The 14,691-nt window shown below is 71.9% G+C and carries 16 protein-coding genes; 15 read left to right on the top strand and 1 reads right to left on the bottom strand.

The window, feature by feature from the left end:
• The first annotated feature begins 310 nt into the window (after window positions 1-310).
• From rho to ABEA81_RS02185, 5 genes are all read left to right on the top strand, one after another.
• On the top strand, window positions 311-2,464 hold the full coding sequence (gene rho / locus ABEA81_RS02205; RefSeq protein WP_425570435.1) for a transcription termination factor Rho: 2,154 nt from the start codon (window positions 311-313) through the stop codon (window positions 2,462-2,464).
• A gap of 129 nt (window positions 2,465-2,593) precedes the next feature.
• Complete coding sequence (gene rpmE / locus ABEA81_RS02200; RefSeq protein ID WP_345602867.1) at window positions 2,594-2,812, top strand: 50S ribosomal protein L31; 219 nt, start codon at window positions 2,594-2,596, stop codon at window positions 2,810-2,812.
• Window positions 2,813-2,884: 72 nt separating this feature from the next.
• A complete protein-coding gene (prfA, locus tag ABEA81_RS02195; protein WP_345602866.1) occupies window positions 2,885-3,949 on the top strand; it encodes a peptide chain release factor 1 in 1,065 nt (354 codons plus the stop codon).
• A gap of 105 nt (window positions 3,950-4,054) precedes the next feature.
• Window positions 4,055-4,942: a peptide chain release factor N(5)-glutamine methyltransferase gene (gene prmC, locus ABEA81_RS02190; protein WP_345602865.1), complete on the top strand. Its 888-nt coding sequence runs from the start codon at window positions 4,055-4,057 to the stop codon at window positions 4,940-4,942.
• A gap of 110 nt (window positions 4,943-5,052) precedes the next feature.
• Window positions 5,053-5,700: an L-threonylcarbamoyladenylate synthase gene (locus tag ABEA81_RS02185; RefSeq protein WP_345602864.1), complete on the top strand. Its 648-nt coding sequence runs from the start codon at window positions 5,053-5,055 to the stop codon at window positions 5,698-5,700.
• Window positions 5,701-5,745: 45 nt separating this feature from the next.
• Here the strand turns inward: ABEA81_RS02185 and ABEA81_RS02180 are convergent, their stop codons facing one another.
• Window positions 5,746-6,420, bottom strand: coding sequence for a TetR/AcrR family transcriptional regulator (locus ABEA81_RS02180; protein WP_345602863.1), 675 nt, complete (start codon window positions 6,418-6,420; stop codon window positions 5,746-5,748).
• Between the two features lie 101 nt (window positions 6,421-6,521).
• Here ABEA81_RS02180 and ABEA81_RS02175 point away from each other — a divergent pair, with 101 nt between their 5' ends.
• The 10 genes from ABEA81_RS02175 to atpA all read left to right on the top strand — a co-directional run bounded on the left by ABEA81_RS02175 (window position 6,522) and on the right by atpA (window position 14,687).
• Window positions 6,522-7,811 carry a serine hydroxymethyltransferase gene (locus ABEA81_RS02175; RefSeq protein ID WP_345602862.1) on the top strand — a complete coding sequence of 430 codons (1,290 nt, stop codon included), beginning with the start codon at window positions 6,522-6,524 and terminating at the stop codon, window positions 7,809-7,811.
• A gap of 12 nt (window positions 7,812-7,823) precedes the next feature.
• Window positions 7,824-9,008: a glycosyltransferase family 4 protein gene (locus ABEA81_RS02170; RefSeq protein ID WP_345602860.1), complete on the top strand. Its 1,185-nt coding sequence runs from the start codon at window positions 7,824-7,826 to the stop codon at window positions 9,006-9,008.
• A gap of 277 nt (window positions 9,009-9,285) precedes the next feature.
• Window positions 9,286-9,495, top strand: a complete 210-nt coding sequence (locus ABEA81_RS02165; protein ID WP_345602858.1) for an AtpZ/AtpI family protein — start codon at window positions 9,286-9,288, stop codon at window positions 9,493-9,495.
• A gap of 7 nt (window positions 9,496-9,502) precedes the next feature.
• Window positions 9,503-9,904 carry a hypothetical protein gene (locus ABEA81_RS02160; protein WP_345602857.1) on the top strand — a complete coding sequence of 134 codons (402 nt, stop codon included), beginning with the start codon at window positions 9,503-9,505 and terminating at the stop codon, window positions 9,902-9,904.
• Window positions 9,901-10,641: a F0F1 ATP synthase subunit A gene (atpB, locus tag ABEA81_RS02155; RefSeq protein WP_345602856.1), complete on the top strand. Its 741-nt coding sequence runs from the start codon at window positions 9,901-9,903 to the stop codon at window positions 10,639-10,641. Before ABEA81_RS02160 ends, atpB begins: the two co-directional genes overlap by 4 nt.
• A gap of 69 nt (window positions 10,642-10,710) precedes the next feature.
• Window positions 10,711-10,995, top strand: a complete 285-nt coding sequence (gene atpE, locus ABEA81_RS02150) for an ATP synthase F0 subunit C (protein WP_425570421.1) — start codon at window positions 10,711-10,713, stop codon at window positions 10,993-10,995.
• An 11-nt stretch (window positions 10,996-11,006) separates the two neighbouring features.
• The gene (locus ABEA81_RS02145) at window positions 11,007-11,561 is read left to right on the top strand and encodes a F0F1 ATP synthase subunit B (protein ID WP_345602855.1); all 555 of its coding nucleotides are present in this window, start codon (window positions 11,007-11,009) and stop codon (window positions 11,559-11,561) included.
• Window positions 11,561-12,094, top strand: a complete 534-nt coding sequence (gene atpF, locus ABEA81_RS02140) for a F0F1 ATP synthase subunit B (RefSeq protein ID WP_345602854.1) — start codon at window positions 11,561-11,563, stop codon at window positions 12,092-12,094. The genes ABEA81_RS02145 and atpF overlap by 1 nt, the downstream gene beginning before the upstream one ends.
• Window positions 12,094-12,924, top strand: coding sequence for a F0F1 ATP synthase subunit delta (locus tag ABEA81_RS02135; RefSeq protein WP_345602853.1), 831 nt, complete (start codon window positions 12,094-12,096; stop codon window positions 12,922-12,924). The genes atpF and ABEA81_RS02135 overlap by 1 nt, the downstream gene beginning before the upstream one ends.
• Before the next feature lie 113 nt (window positions 12,925-13,037).
• The gene (gene atpA / locus ABEA81_RS02130; RefSeq protein ID WP_345602851.1) at window positions 13,038-14,687 is read left to right on the top strand and encodes a F0F1 ATP synthase subunit alpha; all 1,650 of its coding nucleotides are present in this window, start codon (window positions 13,038-13,040) and stop codon (window positions 14,685-14,687) included.
• Window positions 14,688-14,691 lie beyond the last annotated feature (4 nt).

Genomic DNA, 14,691 nt, shown 5'->3' with positions numbered 1-14,691 from the left:
GCGATCCACGCGGCATCCGCGTGGCCACTCGAGCCGGAATCCGCCCAGATCCACCGCGCCATACCGGTTCCGACCCGAGCGGCCTCTTCCCCGGAGCGTCGCGACGATCGCCACCATTGCTGTCGGGGCGGCCGCTGTTCCCGCGACCCGTTGACCGACATGTCGTCCGGCACACCGTCCGGGCGAGTGTGTGAATCCCGCTGACCAGGGCTGGAAGCCCGGTCGGTCAGGAAGGACATCTGTGAGCGAGACCGATCTCGTCAGCACCGAGGCTGCTCCCGCCCCTCGCAAGCGCGGCGGCCTCAGCGGCATGGTGCTGGCGGAGCTCCGCCAGCTGGCCGGCGAGCTGAACATCCCGGACATCGCCGGGATGCGGAAGGGCGACCTGATCGCCGCCATCAAGGAGAAGCAGGGTGCGCCGCAGCGCCGCAAGCGCTCCGCCGCCGCCCAGCAGACCCTCCCGGGCACCGGCGAGGAGTCCGCCGCACCGGCGAGCGCCGAGGCGCCCGCCGTCAACGGCGCCGCGCCGGCCGCCGAGGCCGCTCCTGCGGCCGCCGTTGCCGAGCCCGCCCCCGCCGCGGAGCCCACCCGACGCCGCCGGGCCGCGTCCCGGCCGGCAGGCGCGCCGTCCGTCGCGTCGCCACCCGCCACGTCGCCACCCGCCACGTCGGAGCCCGCTGCGTCCGAGCCCGCCACGTCCACCGTGAACGGTGCCGCCGTGGCCGACGCCGCGCCCGTTGCCGACGCCGCTCCGGCTGCCCCGGCCGCCGAGCCCGCGCCCGAGGCCGAGAACGGCGCCGCCCCTGCTGGCGAGGCCGTCGAGGCCGCTGCGCCCACCCGGCGGTCCCGGCAGAGCCGGCGCAACCGCGCCGAGCAGCAGGCCGAGCAGGCGCAGCAGGCCGCGGAGCCCACGAGCAGTGCGGCCGCGAGCAGTGCGCCCGCGACCAGCGCGCCCGCGGAGGAGCGGCAGCGGGACGGTGGCCGCGACGGCGGCGACGCGCGGCCCGACAGCCGGCGCGAGGGCGGCCGGGACCGCGACCGTGGTGGTCGGGACGGCGGCCGGGAAAGCGGCCGCGACAACAACCGCGCCGACAACCGAGGGGACCGCGACAACCGCGGGGACCGCCCGGACAACCGCGCCGACACCCGCTCCGACCCGCGCGGCCCGCGCGACAACCGGCCGGACGACGACGGCGACGACGACGGTGACGGCCGGGGCAGGCGCGGCCGCCGGTTCCGCGACCGCCGCCGGGGCCGGGACCGCGACCGCGACCGCACCGGTGGCGGTGGCCAGGGCAACGTCGACACCGAGGTGCGCGACGGCGACGTGCTGCTGCCGGTCGCCGGCATCGTCGACATCCTCGACAACTACGCGTTCGTCCGCACCACCGGCTACCTGTCCGGCCCCACGGACGTCTACGTGTCGCTGTCGATGGTCCGCAAGTACGGCCTGCGCCGTGGCGATGCCATCACCGGCGCCGTGCGCGAGCCCCGCGAGGGCGAGCAGTCGCGGCAGAAGTTCAACCCGCTGGTCCGGGTCGACTCCATCAACGGGCAGGACCCGGAGACGTCGAAGCAGCGGCCCGAGTTCACCAAGCTCACCCCGCTCTACCCCAACGAGCGGCTGCGTCTGGAGACCGAGCCGCACAAGCTCACCACCCGCGTGATCGACCTGGTCATGCCGGTGGGCAAGGGCCAGCGCGCGCTGATCGTGTCGCCGCCGAAGGCGGGCAAGACCACGATCATGCAGAACATCGCCAACGCGATCACCACGAACAACCCCGAATGCCACCTCATGGTCGTCCTCGTCGACGAGCGGCCGGAGGAGGTCACCGACATGCAGAGGTCGGTGAAGGGCGAGGTCATCGCGTCCACGTTCGACCGGCCGCCGACCGACCACACCACGGTCGCGGAACTGTCGATCGAGCGGGCGAAGCGCCTGGTCGAGCTGGGCCACGACGTCGTCGTGCTGCTCGACAACATCACGCGCCTCGGCCGGGCCTACAACCTGGCCGCGCCCGCGTCGGGCCGGATCCTGTCCGGTGGTGTCGACTCCACGGCGCTGTACCCGCCGAAGCGGTTCCTCGGGGCTGCGCGCAACATCGAGGACGGCGGCTCGCTGACGATCTTCGCCACGGCGCTCGTCGAGACCGGGTCCACGATGGACACGGTGATCTTCGAGGAGTTCAAGGGCACCGGCAACGCCGAGCTCAAGCTCGACCGCAAGATCGCCGACAAGCGGGTCTTCCCGGCCATCGACGTGGGCGACTCCGGCACCCGCAAGGAAGAGCTGATCATGTCGCCGGACGAGTACGCCGTGATGGTCAAGCTCCGCCGGGTGCTCGCCGCGCTGGACGACCAGCAGGCCATCGACCTGCTGCTCACCCAGCTCCGCAAGACGCGCACCAACATCGAGTTCCTGATGCAGGTCGCGAAGAGCACACCCGGCAACGACAACGACTGATCCCAGCGACCGTCCGGGCCGCCCGCGGGAATCCGCGGGCGGCCCGGGTGGTTGAATGGGACGTCACGCTCCGGCTCCGGTTCACCCTGCTCAGCACTGGGACCCGGCGCCACTTCGAGAGGAACCAACGTGCGTTCAGGCATCCACCCCGAGTACGTCGAGACGCAGGTCGTCTGCGGCTGCGGCAACACGTTCACCACCCGCAGCACCAAGACCAGCGGCAAGATGACCGTCGAGACCTGCTCGGCGTGCCACCCGTTCTACACCGGCAAGCAGCGGATCCTCGACTCCGGCGGCCGCGTCGCCCGCTTCGAGGCGCGCTACGGCAAGCGGGCCGGCAAGAAGTAGCGTCCTCGACGGCGCCCATTCCACCGCGGATGGGCGCCGTCGGCATGTCCGGACCAGGAGAGGAGGAGTCGCATGACAGCACCGGCGGTCGAGGCCGTGCTCGCCGAGCACGCCGAGCTGGAGCTGCGCCTCGCCGACCCGTCCGTGCACGCCGACCCCGCCACCGCCCGCAAGCTGGGCAGGCGCTACTCGGAGATCGGCCCGATCGTCGCCGTCGCGCGCGAGCTGAACGCCGCCCGCGCGGACATCGCCACCGCCCGCGAGTTCGCGGCGCAGGACCCGTCGTTCGGGGCGGAGGCCGACGAGCTCGCCGCGAAGATCCCCGTACTGGAGCGCCGCCTCGCCGAGCTGCTCGTGCCCCGCGACCCGCACGACGCCGACGACGTCATCCTCGAGATCAAGTCGGGGGAGGGGGGCGAGGAGTCGGCACTCTTCGCCGGGGATCTCGCCCGCATGTACCTGCGGTACGCCGAGCGTCGCGGCTGGTCCACCCAGATCATCGACTCGGTGCCGTCCGACCTCGGCGGCTACAAGGACGTCACCATCTCCGTGCGCTCGCGCGAACCGGTCGCCGACGGCGTCTGGTCGGCGCTGAAGTTCGAAGGTGGGGTGCACCGCGTGCAGCGGGTGCCCGTCACCGAGTCGCAGGGGCGCATCCACACCTCCGCAGCGGGTGTGCTCGTCTACCCCGACACCGGTGAGGACGCCGACGTCGAGATCGACGAGAACGACCTGCGCATCGACGTCTTCCGCTCCTCCGGCCACGGCGGGCAGAGCGTCAACACCACCGACTCGGCCGTCCGCATCACGCACCTGCCCACCGGCATCGTCGTGAGCTGCCAGAACGAGCGCTCGCAGCTGCAGAACCGGGCCCGCGCCATGGAGGTGCTGCGCGCGCGGCTGCAGGCACTCGCGGAGGAGGAGGCGGCCGCGAAGGCGTCGGCCGACCGGCGTTCCCAGGTGCGCACCGTCGACCGCTCCGAGCGCATCCGCACCTACAACTTCCCGGAGAACCGCATCTCCGACCACCGCGTGGGTTACAAGGCCCACAACCTGTCGTCGGTCCTGGACGGCGACCTGGACGCGGTGGTCGACGCCCTGCAGGCGGCCGATCGCGCGGAGGCCGTGGGCAAGTGAGGCCCTGTGATTGCAGCAAAGCCACGTTCATGCCACGTGGTTGCGTGGACATGGCTTCGTTGTCCCCGGGGAGTGCGTTCGGGCGGCAATCCGGGAAGGTTCGTCGTGGGTCGTGAGCCGCTGCGGCTGGCGATCCTCGAGGCCGAGCGGGTGCTCGCCGGCGCCGGGGTGGCCTCGCCCCGGGTGGATGCGGAGATGCTCGCGGCCCACGTCGTCGGCGTCGACCGGGGGAAGCTGATGATGCACCCGCTCGTCGACGCGCCCGCCCTGGAGGCGTTGCGCACGCTCGTGGAGCGCCGCGCGGCGCGCGAGCCCTTGCAGCACCTGCTCGGCACGGCGGTGCTCGGGCCCGTCCAGGTCGCGGTCGGGCCGGGTGTGTTCACCCCGCGCCCCGAGACGGAGCTGCTGCTCGAGTGGGGGCTGCGCGAGATCGCCGAGATCGCCGCGCCGCTGGTCGTGGACCTCTGCACGGGCACCGGCGCGCTGGCCCTCGCCGTCGCGACGAGCCGCCCGGACGCCGTGGTGCACGCCGTCGAGCTCGACCCCACCGCCCTGACCTGGGCGAACCGCAACGTCGCCGAGCACGTCGCCGCGGGGGGCACACCCGTCGCCGTACACGCCGCCGACGTGCGCAAGCCCGACCTGCTCGTCGAGCTCGAGACCCGCGTCGACCTCGTGCTCTGCAACCCGCCCTACGTCCCCGACGGCGCCGCGCTGCCGCCGGAGGTCACCGGGTGGGACCCGCCCGCGGCCCTGTACGGCGGCCCGGACGGGCTGGAGATCATCCGCGCCGTGGTGTCCACCTCCGCCGCCCTGTTGCGCACCGGCGGCGCGCTCGCGATCGAGCACGACGACACCCACGGCGAGGCCGTCCCCGCCCTGCTGCGCCGCAGACGCGTGCTCACCGACGTCGAGGACCACGTCGACCTGGCCGGCCGCCCCCGCTTCGCCACCGCCCGCCGCCGCCCCCTCCACCCCGCGGGCCGGCCGTGATCGACGAGTGCGGTCGCAGCACCGCACCGGTGGAGAACCGCAAGCGCTGATCATGGCGACGGACGCACCGCGGAGAAGGGGTGCGTGAGCGACCGGCATAGGCTCCCCCCGTGGCTTCCACGTACGACTGCGCGATCCCCGACCAGCGCGCGGAGGGTCTGGCGGCAGCGGCGCGGGCGGTGAAGGCCGGCCGGCTCGTGGTGCTGCCCACGGACACGGTCTACGGCATCGGCTGCGACGCGTTCAGCGGTCCGGCGGTGCGCAACCTGCTCACCGCGAAGGGGCGCGGGCCGGATATGCCCGTCCCGGTACTCGTCGGCTCGTGGTCGACGATCGACGGTCTGGTGCTGGGCGTGCCGAAGTCGGCGCGCGACTTGATCGAGGCGTTCTGGCCGGGTGGGCTGTCGCTGGTGCTCTCGCACGCGCCGTCCCTCAAGTGGGAGCTGGGTGCCAGCAAGGGCACGGTGATGCTCCGCATGCCGCTGCACCCGGTGGCGCTGGAGCTGCTGCGCGACGTCGGCCCGATGGCGGTGTCGAGCGCGAACGTCTCCGGACGGCCGCCCGCGGCGTCGGTGCCGGAGGCGGAGGAGCAGCTCGGCGAGAAGGTGGCGGTCTACCTCGACGGCGGGCCGTCCGGTGAGCCGGTGGCCTCGACGGTCGTCGACCTGACGGGCGACGATCCCCGCGTCCTCCGCGAGGGCGCGGTCACCACGGAAGCGGTGGCCGAAGTGCTGGGCCGCGAGGTCCTCCCCGCCTGACTCGGGCCGTGTCCACCTACGAGCGGCTCGTCCGGTGAGTCGTCCTCAGGGCAGCCCGACGAGGGTGGCCAGCCGCTCCGAGGACTGCTCGAAGTGGGCGACGTGGTCGGCCACGACGCCGTGCGTGTGCCCGAACAACTCGAAGCTGATCCCCCCGAACAGGCTGCTCCAGGCGAGCACCGCGCGGGCGGCGAGCTCCGGCGGCAGGCCCAGGTCCTCGGCGATGTGGGGCGCGAGCACGTCGCCTGCGCCGTCGGGTCCGGAGTCGACCACGCCGGAGGCGACGCCGTCCGCGAGCACCCGGCACAGAACAACCCCGACCCGGGCCGCGGGTCCGACCGTGACCTCGGGTGCGGCGTAGCCGGGCACCGGGGAGCCGTAGATCAGGGCGTACTCGTGGGGGTGCGCCACCGCCCATTCGCGCGCCGCCGCGCAGGCGGCGCGCCAGCGGCCGCGCAGGTCGGTACGGGGGACGGCGGCCTCGGCCTCCTCGGCGGCCTCGCCGATCGCGTCGTACGCGTCGACGATGAGCGCGGTGAGCAGCTCGTCGCGGCTCGCGAAGTAGCGGTACACCGCTGAGGACGCCATGCCCAGCTCGCGTGCGACGGCGCGCAGCGACAGCCCGGAGGCTCCTTCGGTGGCGAGGTGGCGACGGGCGGCCTCGACGATCTCGCGGGTGAGTTCGGCGCGCACGCGGGCGCGGGCTCCGGCGGCGGTCATCCCGGCAGTCTGCCACGAATCGAGAGCACTGCCAACAAAGGAGAACGTTGCTCTGGCAACGCCCGGACGGGTGGCGGGTCCGCAGCGGGTACCGTTCAACCGTGAGCGAGCAGAGCACCCCCTTCTGGGGCCCGGACTTCACCGCGCTGCAGCACCAGGACCCCGAGATCGCGGGAGTGGTGCTCGACGAGCTGGACCGGCTGCGGGGCGGACTCCAGCTCATCGCCAGCGAGAACCTCACCAGCCCGGCCGTGCTGGCCGCGCTGGGGTCCACGCTGTCGAACAAGTACGCGGAGGGCTATCCGGGCCGGCGCTACTACGGCGGCTGCGAGGTCGTCGACCGGGCCGAGGAGATCGGCAACGCCCGGGCGAAGGAGCTGTTCGGCGCCGACCACGTCAACCTGCAGCCCCACTCGGGCGCGTCGGCCAACTTCGCCGTCTACGCCGCGTTCACGCAGCCCGGCGACACCGTGCTCGCGATGGACCTCAAGCAGGGCGGGCACCTCACGCACGGCAGCAAGGTCAGCTTCTCCGGCAAGTGGTTCAACGCCGTGTCCTACACGGTGCGCGAGGACAGCGAGCTGATCGACTACGACCAGGTGCGCGACCTCGCCCTCGAGCACCGCCCCAAGCTCATCATCGCCGGTGCCACGGCGTACCCGCGGCTGATCGACTTCGCCGCGTTCCGGCAGATCGCCGACGAGGTCGGCGCCAAGCTCATGGTCGACGCCGCGCACTTCATCGGCCTGGTGGCCGGCAAGGCGATCCCGTCGCCGGTGCCGTTCGCCGACGTCGTCACGGCCACCACGCACAAGGTGCTGCGCGGCCCCCGCGGCGGCATGATCCTCGCGAAGGCGGAGCACGCCAAGGTCGTCGACAAGGCCGTGTTCCCGTTCTCGCAGGGCGGCCCGCTCATGCACTCCGTCGCGGCGAAGGCCGTCGCCATGCGCGAGGCCGCGCAGCCGGAGTACCAGGCCTACGCGAGCCAGGTGATCGCCAACGCCCAGGCGCTGGCCAAGGCGCTGGAGTCGGAGGGCATGCGGCCGGTGTCCGGTGGCACCGACACGCACCTGGCGCTCGTCGACCTGCGCCCCATCGGGGTCAGCGGCGACCAGGCCGAGACCCGCTGCGACGCCGCGCGCATCACCCTGAACAAGAACTCCATCCCGTACGACCCGGCCCCGCCGCTCAAGCCGTCCGGCCTGCGCGTCGGTTCGCCGAGCGTCACCACGCAGGGCATGACCGAGACGGACATGGCCGAGATCGGCTCCCTGCTGGGCCGTGCGGTGCGGGCCGAGCACGGCACCCCGGGCGGCGACGGGGAGCTGGCCGAGGTGGCCACCGCGGTGTCGGCGCTCGTCGGACGCGCCCCCGCGTACCCCCGCGCGTAACGCGCGTTCGCCGTGGCGGTCCCCACGCTCGTCCTGCCGATCCGGGAGTTCCTGCTCACGGGTCTGACCGCCACGGTCGTGACGTTCCTGTTGGTGGGCCCGGTGCGGGTGCTCGCGCTGCGGCTCGGCGCGGTGGCGTGGCCGCGCAAGCGCGACGTGCACGTCACGCCCACCCCGCGCTGGGGCGGCCTGGCGATGCTCGGCGGCGTCCTCGCGGGCGTCGGGATGGCCTACCAGCTCCCGGCCCTGCGGCTGGCGTTCGACAACAACGCGTCCGAGGTGGGCGGCGTGCTGCTCGCCGCGTTGCTGCTCGCCGCCGTCGGCGCGCTCGACGACCGCTACGACCTCGACGCCCTCACCAAGTTCGCGGGCCAGACCACGGCCGCGGGCGTCCTGGTGATCTTCGGCGTGCAGTGGACGGTGTTCTTCGTGCCGTGGGGCGGTTCCGGCTCCGACGAGTCCGGCTCCCTGCTGATCCTCGGCCAGGAGCAGGGCGTGCTGCTCACGGTGCTGCTCACGGTGGCGCTGGTCAACGCCATGAACTTCGTCGACGGGCTGGACGGGCTCGCGGCCGGCGTCGGGGGGATCGCCGCCGCGGCCGTCGGCCTCTTCGCGATCGGGCTCGTCGGCCGGGTCGGCAACGACCCGTCGGTGTACTCGCCCGCACTGATCGCGGCCGTGTTGGCAGGCGCGTGCCTCGGATTCCTGCCGCACAATTTCAATCCCGCGCGCATCTTCATGGGCGACTCCGGCTCGATGCTGATCGGCGTGCTGCTGGCCGCCGCCACCACGAGCGCATCGGGCAAGATCTCGATCATCGGTGCGGACACGAGGGACGTCCTGGCGCTGTTCGCGCCGCTCATCGTGCTGGCCGCCGTGGTGTTCGTGCCCCTGCTCGACCTGCTCATGGCCGTGGTGCGGCGCACGCGCAAGGGCCTGTCGCCGTTCTCGCCGGACAAGATGCACCTGCACCACCGGCTGCTGGAGATCGGGCACAGCCAGCGGCGCGCGGTGCTGCTGATCTACCTGTGGGCCGGCGTGCTCGCGTTCGGTGCGGTGGCGCTCGCCCTGCTCGACGACGTCACGGTGGCCGCGTGGACCACCGGTTTGGGGTTGCTGGTCGCGGTCATCGCGACTGCGGTTCCCGCCGAGCGCAGGCGCACCCGGAACGGCCCGGTCCGCCCGCCCATTCCTTAAACGCACTGTGGTCGCACAGTTACTTTCCGAAACGACCGTGGAGAATCGGACATCCGGCGCACAGTGACATGGCTGACAGTCGTGTGCGCAGGTCAGGGCGATCCGGGTGATCCGATGACGCTGTGATAGCGTCCGTGCCGCGGGCCGATCGACGGCCTGGTCGGGTTGCGACCGGGCTTTCGGGGAGAGAGGCCCTCCCAGTTCTGATCGAGGAGTTAGGTGCGGTGAAGGCTCACACCTGTGCAGGGTGCGACCTCGGCTCGGCCGAGTAGAGCCGGTGGCCGGCGAAGGGCCGGAGCTGGGTGACCTGCTCTCGATGGGGGTCACACTCGCTCTGTGCGTCGCTGCCGGGTTCGGGCTGGGGTGGCTCGTCGACCTGCCGTTCGGAACCTTCCCGGTCTTCGCCCTGGTCGGGTTGCTGCTCGGGGTGGGAGCCGCCGCGCTCTATGTCTACAAGCTGTTCGAGAGATATTCGGGAAAGGGGTGAGGCCAGCGTGGTGCTGAATTCGTCCGCGTACACGCCGCCGGTCACCCGCGCGACGTTCCGCCGAGCGGCGATCGCCGCCGCGGTCGCCGCCGTGCTGGTCGTCGCGGTGCTCGTACCCATGAGCCTCGCCCCGTTCGCCCTCTTCGGCCTGGTCGGCATGGCGCTGGGGCTGGCCAACCTGGCCGTCGCGGTGCGCTCGGTCACCCGGTTCGCCGGCAGCCAACCGTCCAAGGTCCGGTTCTCCGGTTCGGTGCTCGGCAGGCTCGCGGTCATCACGGTGATCGCGTTCGGCTGCGCGCTGCTCTTCCGGCCCGCCGGGATCGCCGTGTTCGGCGGGCTCGCCCTGTTCCAGCTCATCGCCGTCGCGAGCTCGATGGTTCCCCTGATCAAGGAGATCCGTAACAGATGACCGTCGTGCCCACCGCCGTGCTCGCCGCCGAGGGCGAGATCACCCCCGGAGAGCACTGGACCGGTGAGTTCCTGGGACTCACGGTGAACCTCGACACCATCATCGGCACGCTGATCGCCGGTGCCATCGTGTGCGCGCTGGGCTACTACATGGCGAGGCAGGCCACCAAGGGCCGCCCGTCCGGGCTCCAGGTCGCCTTCGAGGCGCTCGCCGCGTGGGTCCAGACCCAGGTGCGGGAGGGCATGGGCCGCCGGGTACCGCGGGGCGTCATCGGGCTCTGCATCACCCTCTTCGCCTTCATCCTCATCTGCAACTGGCTGGCCGCGCTCCCGTCGGAGCACTACATCCCGCCGCCCACGGCCGACGTCAACCTCGTCTACCCGCTCGCCCTCATGGTGATCATCTGGGTGAACGTGGCGGGCATCCGCGCGAACGGCGCGGGCAGGCACTTCGGTCACCTGGCCAAGCCGTACGCCGCGCTGGCCCCGATCGAGTTCATCACCCAGTACCTGTCCCGGCCCGCGTCCCTGGCGCTGCGGTTGTTCGGCAACATCTTCGCCGGCGGGATCATGGTCTCGGTGATCGCGCTGCTGCCGCCGTACATCCTGTGGCTGCCGAACGCGGGCTGGAAGCTGTTCGACATGTTCATCGGGGTGATCCAGGCCCTGATCTTCACGCTGCTGACGCTGATCTACTTCAGCGAGTCGGTCGGTAGTGAGGACGAGCACGCGCACTGAGCGCACCGAGTTCGAAAGCTCCCCAACAGACGACGCGCGGGACGCCGTCCCGCGGGAAAGAGGAGAGTCATGAGCGTTGCAGTTCTGGCCCAGGCGGCTCAAGGCGGCACCGAGGGTCTGCTCACCGGGCTCGCCATGGTCGGCGGTGGTATCGCCCTCGCCGGCGGCGCCATCGGCGCGGCGATCGGTGACGGTCTGGCCGGTGCCGCCGTCATCAACGGCGTGGCCCGCCAGCCCGAGGCCGCAGGCCGCCTGAACACCACCATGTTCCTGATCATCGGCCTCGTCGAGGGCATGTACTTCATCAACCTGGCGTTCATGGCTCTGTTCGTGTTCGTTCTGGGCGCGGGCTGATCGGTACCCCCATGACGAGAGTGATGGCTGCGGCGGGAGAAGGCGGCACGCAGAACTTCCTCGTGCCCAACGGGACGATCTTCGTCGTCTTCGTGATCTTCCTGCTCGTCCTGTTCTTCTTCTACCGCTTCGTCGTGCCACCGCTGACGAAGGCGATGGCCGAGCGGGACGAGATGAACCGCAAGCAGGCCGAGGACAGGGACAACGCGCAGCGCAAGCTGGCGGAGGCGGAGCAGCGCTACCAGGAGGCGCTGGCCGGGGCCAGGGCCGAGGCCGGCCGGATCCGGGACGAGGCGCGCGCCGACGCCCAGAAGATCCGCGAGGAGATGCGGGCCGACACCGACCGCGAGGTCGCCGAGATCCACCGCCGGGGCGAGGAGCAGCTGGCCGCCCAGCGCGAGGAGGCGGTGCGCAGCCTGCGCGCCGAGATCGGCGGGCTGTCCACCCAGCTGGCCGAACGGGTGCTGGGGCGCTCGCTGTCCGACGACGGGGCACACCGCTCCACCGTCGACGGCTACCTCGCCGAGCTCGAGCGAGCCCCCGCCACGAGCGAGGGGAAGCGCTGATGGCCGTACTGATCGCCGAGCTGGTCGGCTTCGTGGTCATGATCTGGGTGCTCTACCGCTACGTGGTGCCGCCCGTGCAGAAGATGGTCAAGGCGCGCCAGGACACCATCCAGCAGCAGGTGGAGGCGGCCGAGGCGGCGGCTGCGCAGTACCGGGAGGCCGAGCAGAAGCTGGAGTCGGCGATCGCCGACGCCCGCAACGAGGCCGCGCGGATCCGCGACGACGCCAGGGCGGACTCCACCCGCATCCGCGACGAGCTCGTCGAGCAGGCCGAGCGCGAGGTCGAGCGCATGCGCCAGCGCGGCGAGGAACAGCTCACCGCCCAACGGGACCTGCTGGTCCGCCGGTTGCGCGGGGAGCTGGGCGGCCAGTCCATGGACCTGGCCGAGCGGATCGTCGTGCAGAACCTGTCCGACGACGCGAGCCGGTCCGCCTCGATCGACACCTTCCTCGACGAGCTCGAGGCCATGGTCGAGCGGGACGACCGGAGCGCCGCCCAGCCGACGGCCGTGGCCGCGAAGGGGGGCAACTGATGGCGTTGCTGCTGCAGTCCGCCAGCCGCGAGTCGCTCGCCGAGGCGGAGCGGACGCTGGACCGGGCGATCGACGCCGGCAGGCCCGCGGATCTCACCAGGTTGGGCGGCGACCTGTTCGCGGTGCTGAGCCTGCTGGTCCGGGAGCCGTCGTTGCGCCGGGCGCTGGCCGACCCGGCCACCCCGGCCACTGCCCGTTCCAGCCTGGCCGACCGGCTGCTCGCCGACAAGATCGGCAAGCCTGCCCTGGACGTGGTCTCCGACCTGGTGTCCTCGCGCTGGTCGCGCCCGTCGGACCTCACCGAGGCCGTCGAGGTGCTGGCCCGGCGCTCGGTGCTGGGGGCGGCCGAGAAGGAGGGCAGCCTCGACGATGTCGAGGACCAGCTGTTCCGGTTCGGCCGCATCCTGGACCGCGAGCCGCAGCTGGCGGCCCTGCTCTCGGACGAGAGCGCCCCGGCCGACCAGCGGATCGGCCTGCTTTCCGGCGTGCTCTCCGGCAAGGTCTCGCCGGTCACCGCGACCCTGCTCGAGCAGACCGTGCGCAACCCGCGGGGGCGCAGCCTCGACCGGGCGGCCGAGGAGCTGTCCGAGCTGGCCGCGGCCCGGCGCGAACGCTACGTCGCGCACGTCCGCTCCCCGTTGCCGCTGACCGACACCCAGGAGCGACGGCTCACCGAGGCGCTCACCCGGCTCTACGGTCGCCCGATCTCGTTGCAGGTCGAACCGGACGACAGCCTGCTGGGCGGGCTGGTCGTGCGCGTCGGCGGCGAGGTGATCGACGGCAGCATCGCCGGCAGGCTGGCCGCCGCCCGCCGCACGCTGCCCGACTGAATGGGCGCCCACTAGATGGCGCCCACCGAATGGGCCCACCGAATGGGCGCCCGATGACCCACCGCCGCTGAGCCGGCACCTGCACACACAGACCTGCGACACGAAGGACAGCCATGGCAGAGCTGACGATCTCCCCGGAGGAGATCCGGAGCGCGATCTCCAGCTACGTCTCGTCGTTGGAGACCGAGACCTCCCGCGAGGAGGTGGGCACCGTCGCCGACACCGGTGACGGCATCGCCCACGTCGAGGGGCTTCCCTCGGTCATGACCAACGAGCTGCTCGAGTTCGACGGCGGCGTGCTCGGCGTCGCGCTGAACCTCGACCAGCGCGCGATCGGCGCGGTCGTCCTCGGCCCGTACAGCGGGATCGAGGAGGGCCAGCAGGTCCGCCGCACCGGGGAGATCCTGTCGGTGCCGGTCGGCGACAACTTCCTCGGCCGGGTCATCGACCCGCTGGGTGCCCCGATCGACGGCCTGGGCGACATCGAGTCCACCGACCGCCGGGTGCTGGAGCTGCAGGCCGCGTCCGTGGTGCAGCGCCAGGCCGTCTCCGAGGCGCTGCAGACCGGCATCAAGGCCATCGACGCGATGACCCCGATCGGCCGCGGCCAGCGCCAGCTGATCATCGGCGACCGCAAGACCGGCAAGACCGCCGTCTGCGTCGACACGATCATCAACCAGAAGGGCAACTGGGAGAGCGGCGACCCGAAGAAGCAGGTCCGCTGCATCTACGTCGCGATCGGCCAGAAGGGCTCGACGATCGCCGGCATCCGGCAGTCCCTCGAGGACGCGGGCGCGCTGGAGTACACCACCATCGTCGCCGCCCCGGCGTCCGACCCGGCCGGGTTCAAGTGGCTGGCCCCCTACACCGGCTCGGCGCTCGGCCAGCACTGGATGTACCAGGGCAACCACGTCCTGATCGTGTTCGACGACCTCTCCAAGCAGGCCGAGGCGTACCGCGCGATCTCGCTGCTGCTGCGCCGCCCGCCGGGCCGCGAGGCCTACCCGGGTGACGTCTTCTACCTGCACTCCCGGCTCCTGGAGCGCTGCGCGAAGCTGTCGGACGACCTCGGCGGCGGTTCGATGACCGGCCTGCCGATCATCGAGACCAAGGCGAACGACGTGTCGGCCTACATCCCGACCAACGTCATCTCGATCACCGACGGCCAGGTCTTCCTCGAGTCCGACCTGTTCAACCAGGGCGTCCGGCCGGCGATCAACGTCGGCATCTCGGTGTCCCGCGTGGGTGGTGCCGCGCAGGTGCGTGCCATGCGCCAGGTGTCCGGCTCGCTGCGTCTGGACCTGTCGCAGTTCCGCGAGCTCGAGGCGTTCGCCGCGTTCGGTTCCGACCTCGACGCGGCGTCCGCGGCCGCCCTGGACCGCGGCGGCCGGCTGGTGGAGCTGCTCAAGCAGGCCCAGTACGCGCCGTTCCCGGTCGAGGAGCAGGTGGTCTCGCTGTGGCTGGGCACCACCGGCAAGCTCGACTCGGTGCCGGTCGGCGACGTGCGGCGGTTCGAGCAGGAGTTCCTCGACCACGTGCGGCGCAACCACGAGGGGATCTTCGGCGACATCCGCGACACCGGGAAGCTGAACGACGAGAACGTCCAGCGGCTCGAGGACGTCACCACGGAGTTCAAGAAGAGCTTCACCGCCTCGGACGGCTCCTCCGTGGTGCCGAAGGAGGCGAAGGCCGACTCGCTCGACGAGGACGAGGTCGACCAGGAGAAGGTCAAGGTCAACAAGCCCGCCCCCTCCGGAAGCTAGGCGG

The sequence above is a fragment of the Pseudonocardia adelaidensis genome, assembly GCF_039543345.1.
In the GTDB taxonomy this organism is placed as follows: Bacteria; Actinomycetota; Actinomycetes; order Mycobacteriales; family Pseudonocardiaceae; genus Pseudonocardia; species Pseudonocardia adelaidensis.
Note: the sequence above shows the minus strand (reverse complement) of the source record. Positions and strands in the feature narration are given on the sequence as shown.

What these genes read in the sequence shown, in the direction of transcription:
- atpA (WP_345602851.1), top strand. Translation starts at nt 13,038, where the DNA reads ATGGCAGAGCTGACGATCTCCCCGGAGGAGATCCGGAGCGCGATCTCC.
- ABEA81_RS02145 (WP_345602855.1), top strand. Translation starts at nt 11,007, where the DNA reads ATGACGAGAGTGATGGCTGCGGCGGGAGAAGGCGGCACGCAGAACTTC.
- atpE (WP_425570421.1), top strand. Translation starts at nt 10,711, where the DNA reads ATGAGCGTTGCAGTTCTGGCCCAGGCGGCTCAAGGCGGCACCGAGGGT.
- atpB (WP_345602856.1), top strand. Translation starts at nt 9,901, where the DNA reads ATGACCGTCGTGCCCACCGCCGTGCTCGCCGCCGAGGGCGAGATCACC.
- prfA (WP_345602866.1), top strand. Translation starts at nt 2,885, where the DNA reads ATGACAGCACCGGCGGTCGAGGCCGTGCTCGCCGAGCACGCCGAGCTG.
- rho (WP_425570435.1), top strand. Translation starts at nt 311, where the DNA reads ATGGTGCTGGCGGAGCTCCGCCAGCTGGCCGGCGAGCTGAACATCCCG.
- ABEA81_RS02135 (WP_345602853.1), top strand. Translation starts at nt 12,094, where the DNA reads ATGGCGTTGCTGCTGCAGTCCGCCAGCCGCGAGTCGCTCGCCGAGGCG.
- atpF (WP_345602854.1), top strand. Translation starts at nt 11,561, where the DNA reads ATGGCCGTACTGATCGCCGAGCTGGTCGGCTTCGTGGTCATGATCTGG.
- ABEA81_RS02180 (WP_345602863.1), bottom strand. Translation starts at nt 6,420, where the DNA reads ATGACCGCCGCCGGAGCCCGCGCCCGCGTGCGCGCCGAACTCACCCGC.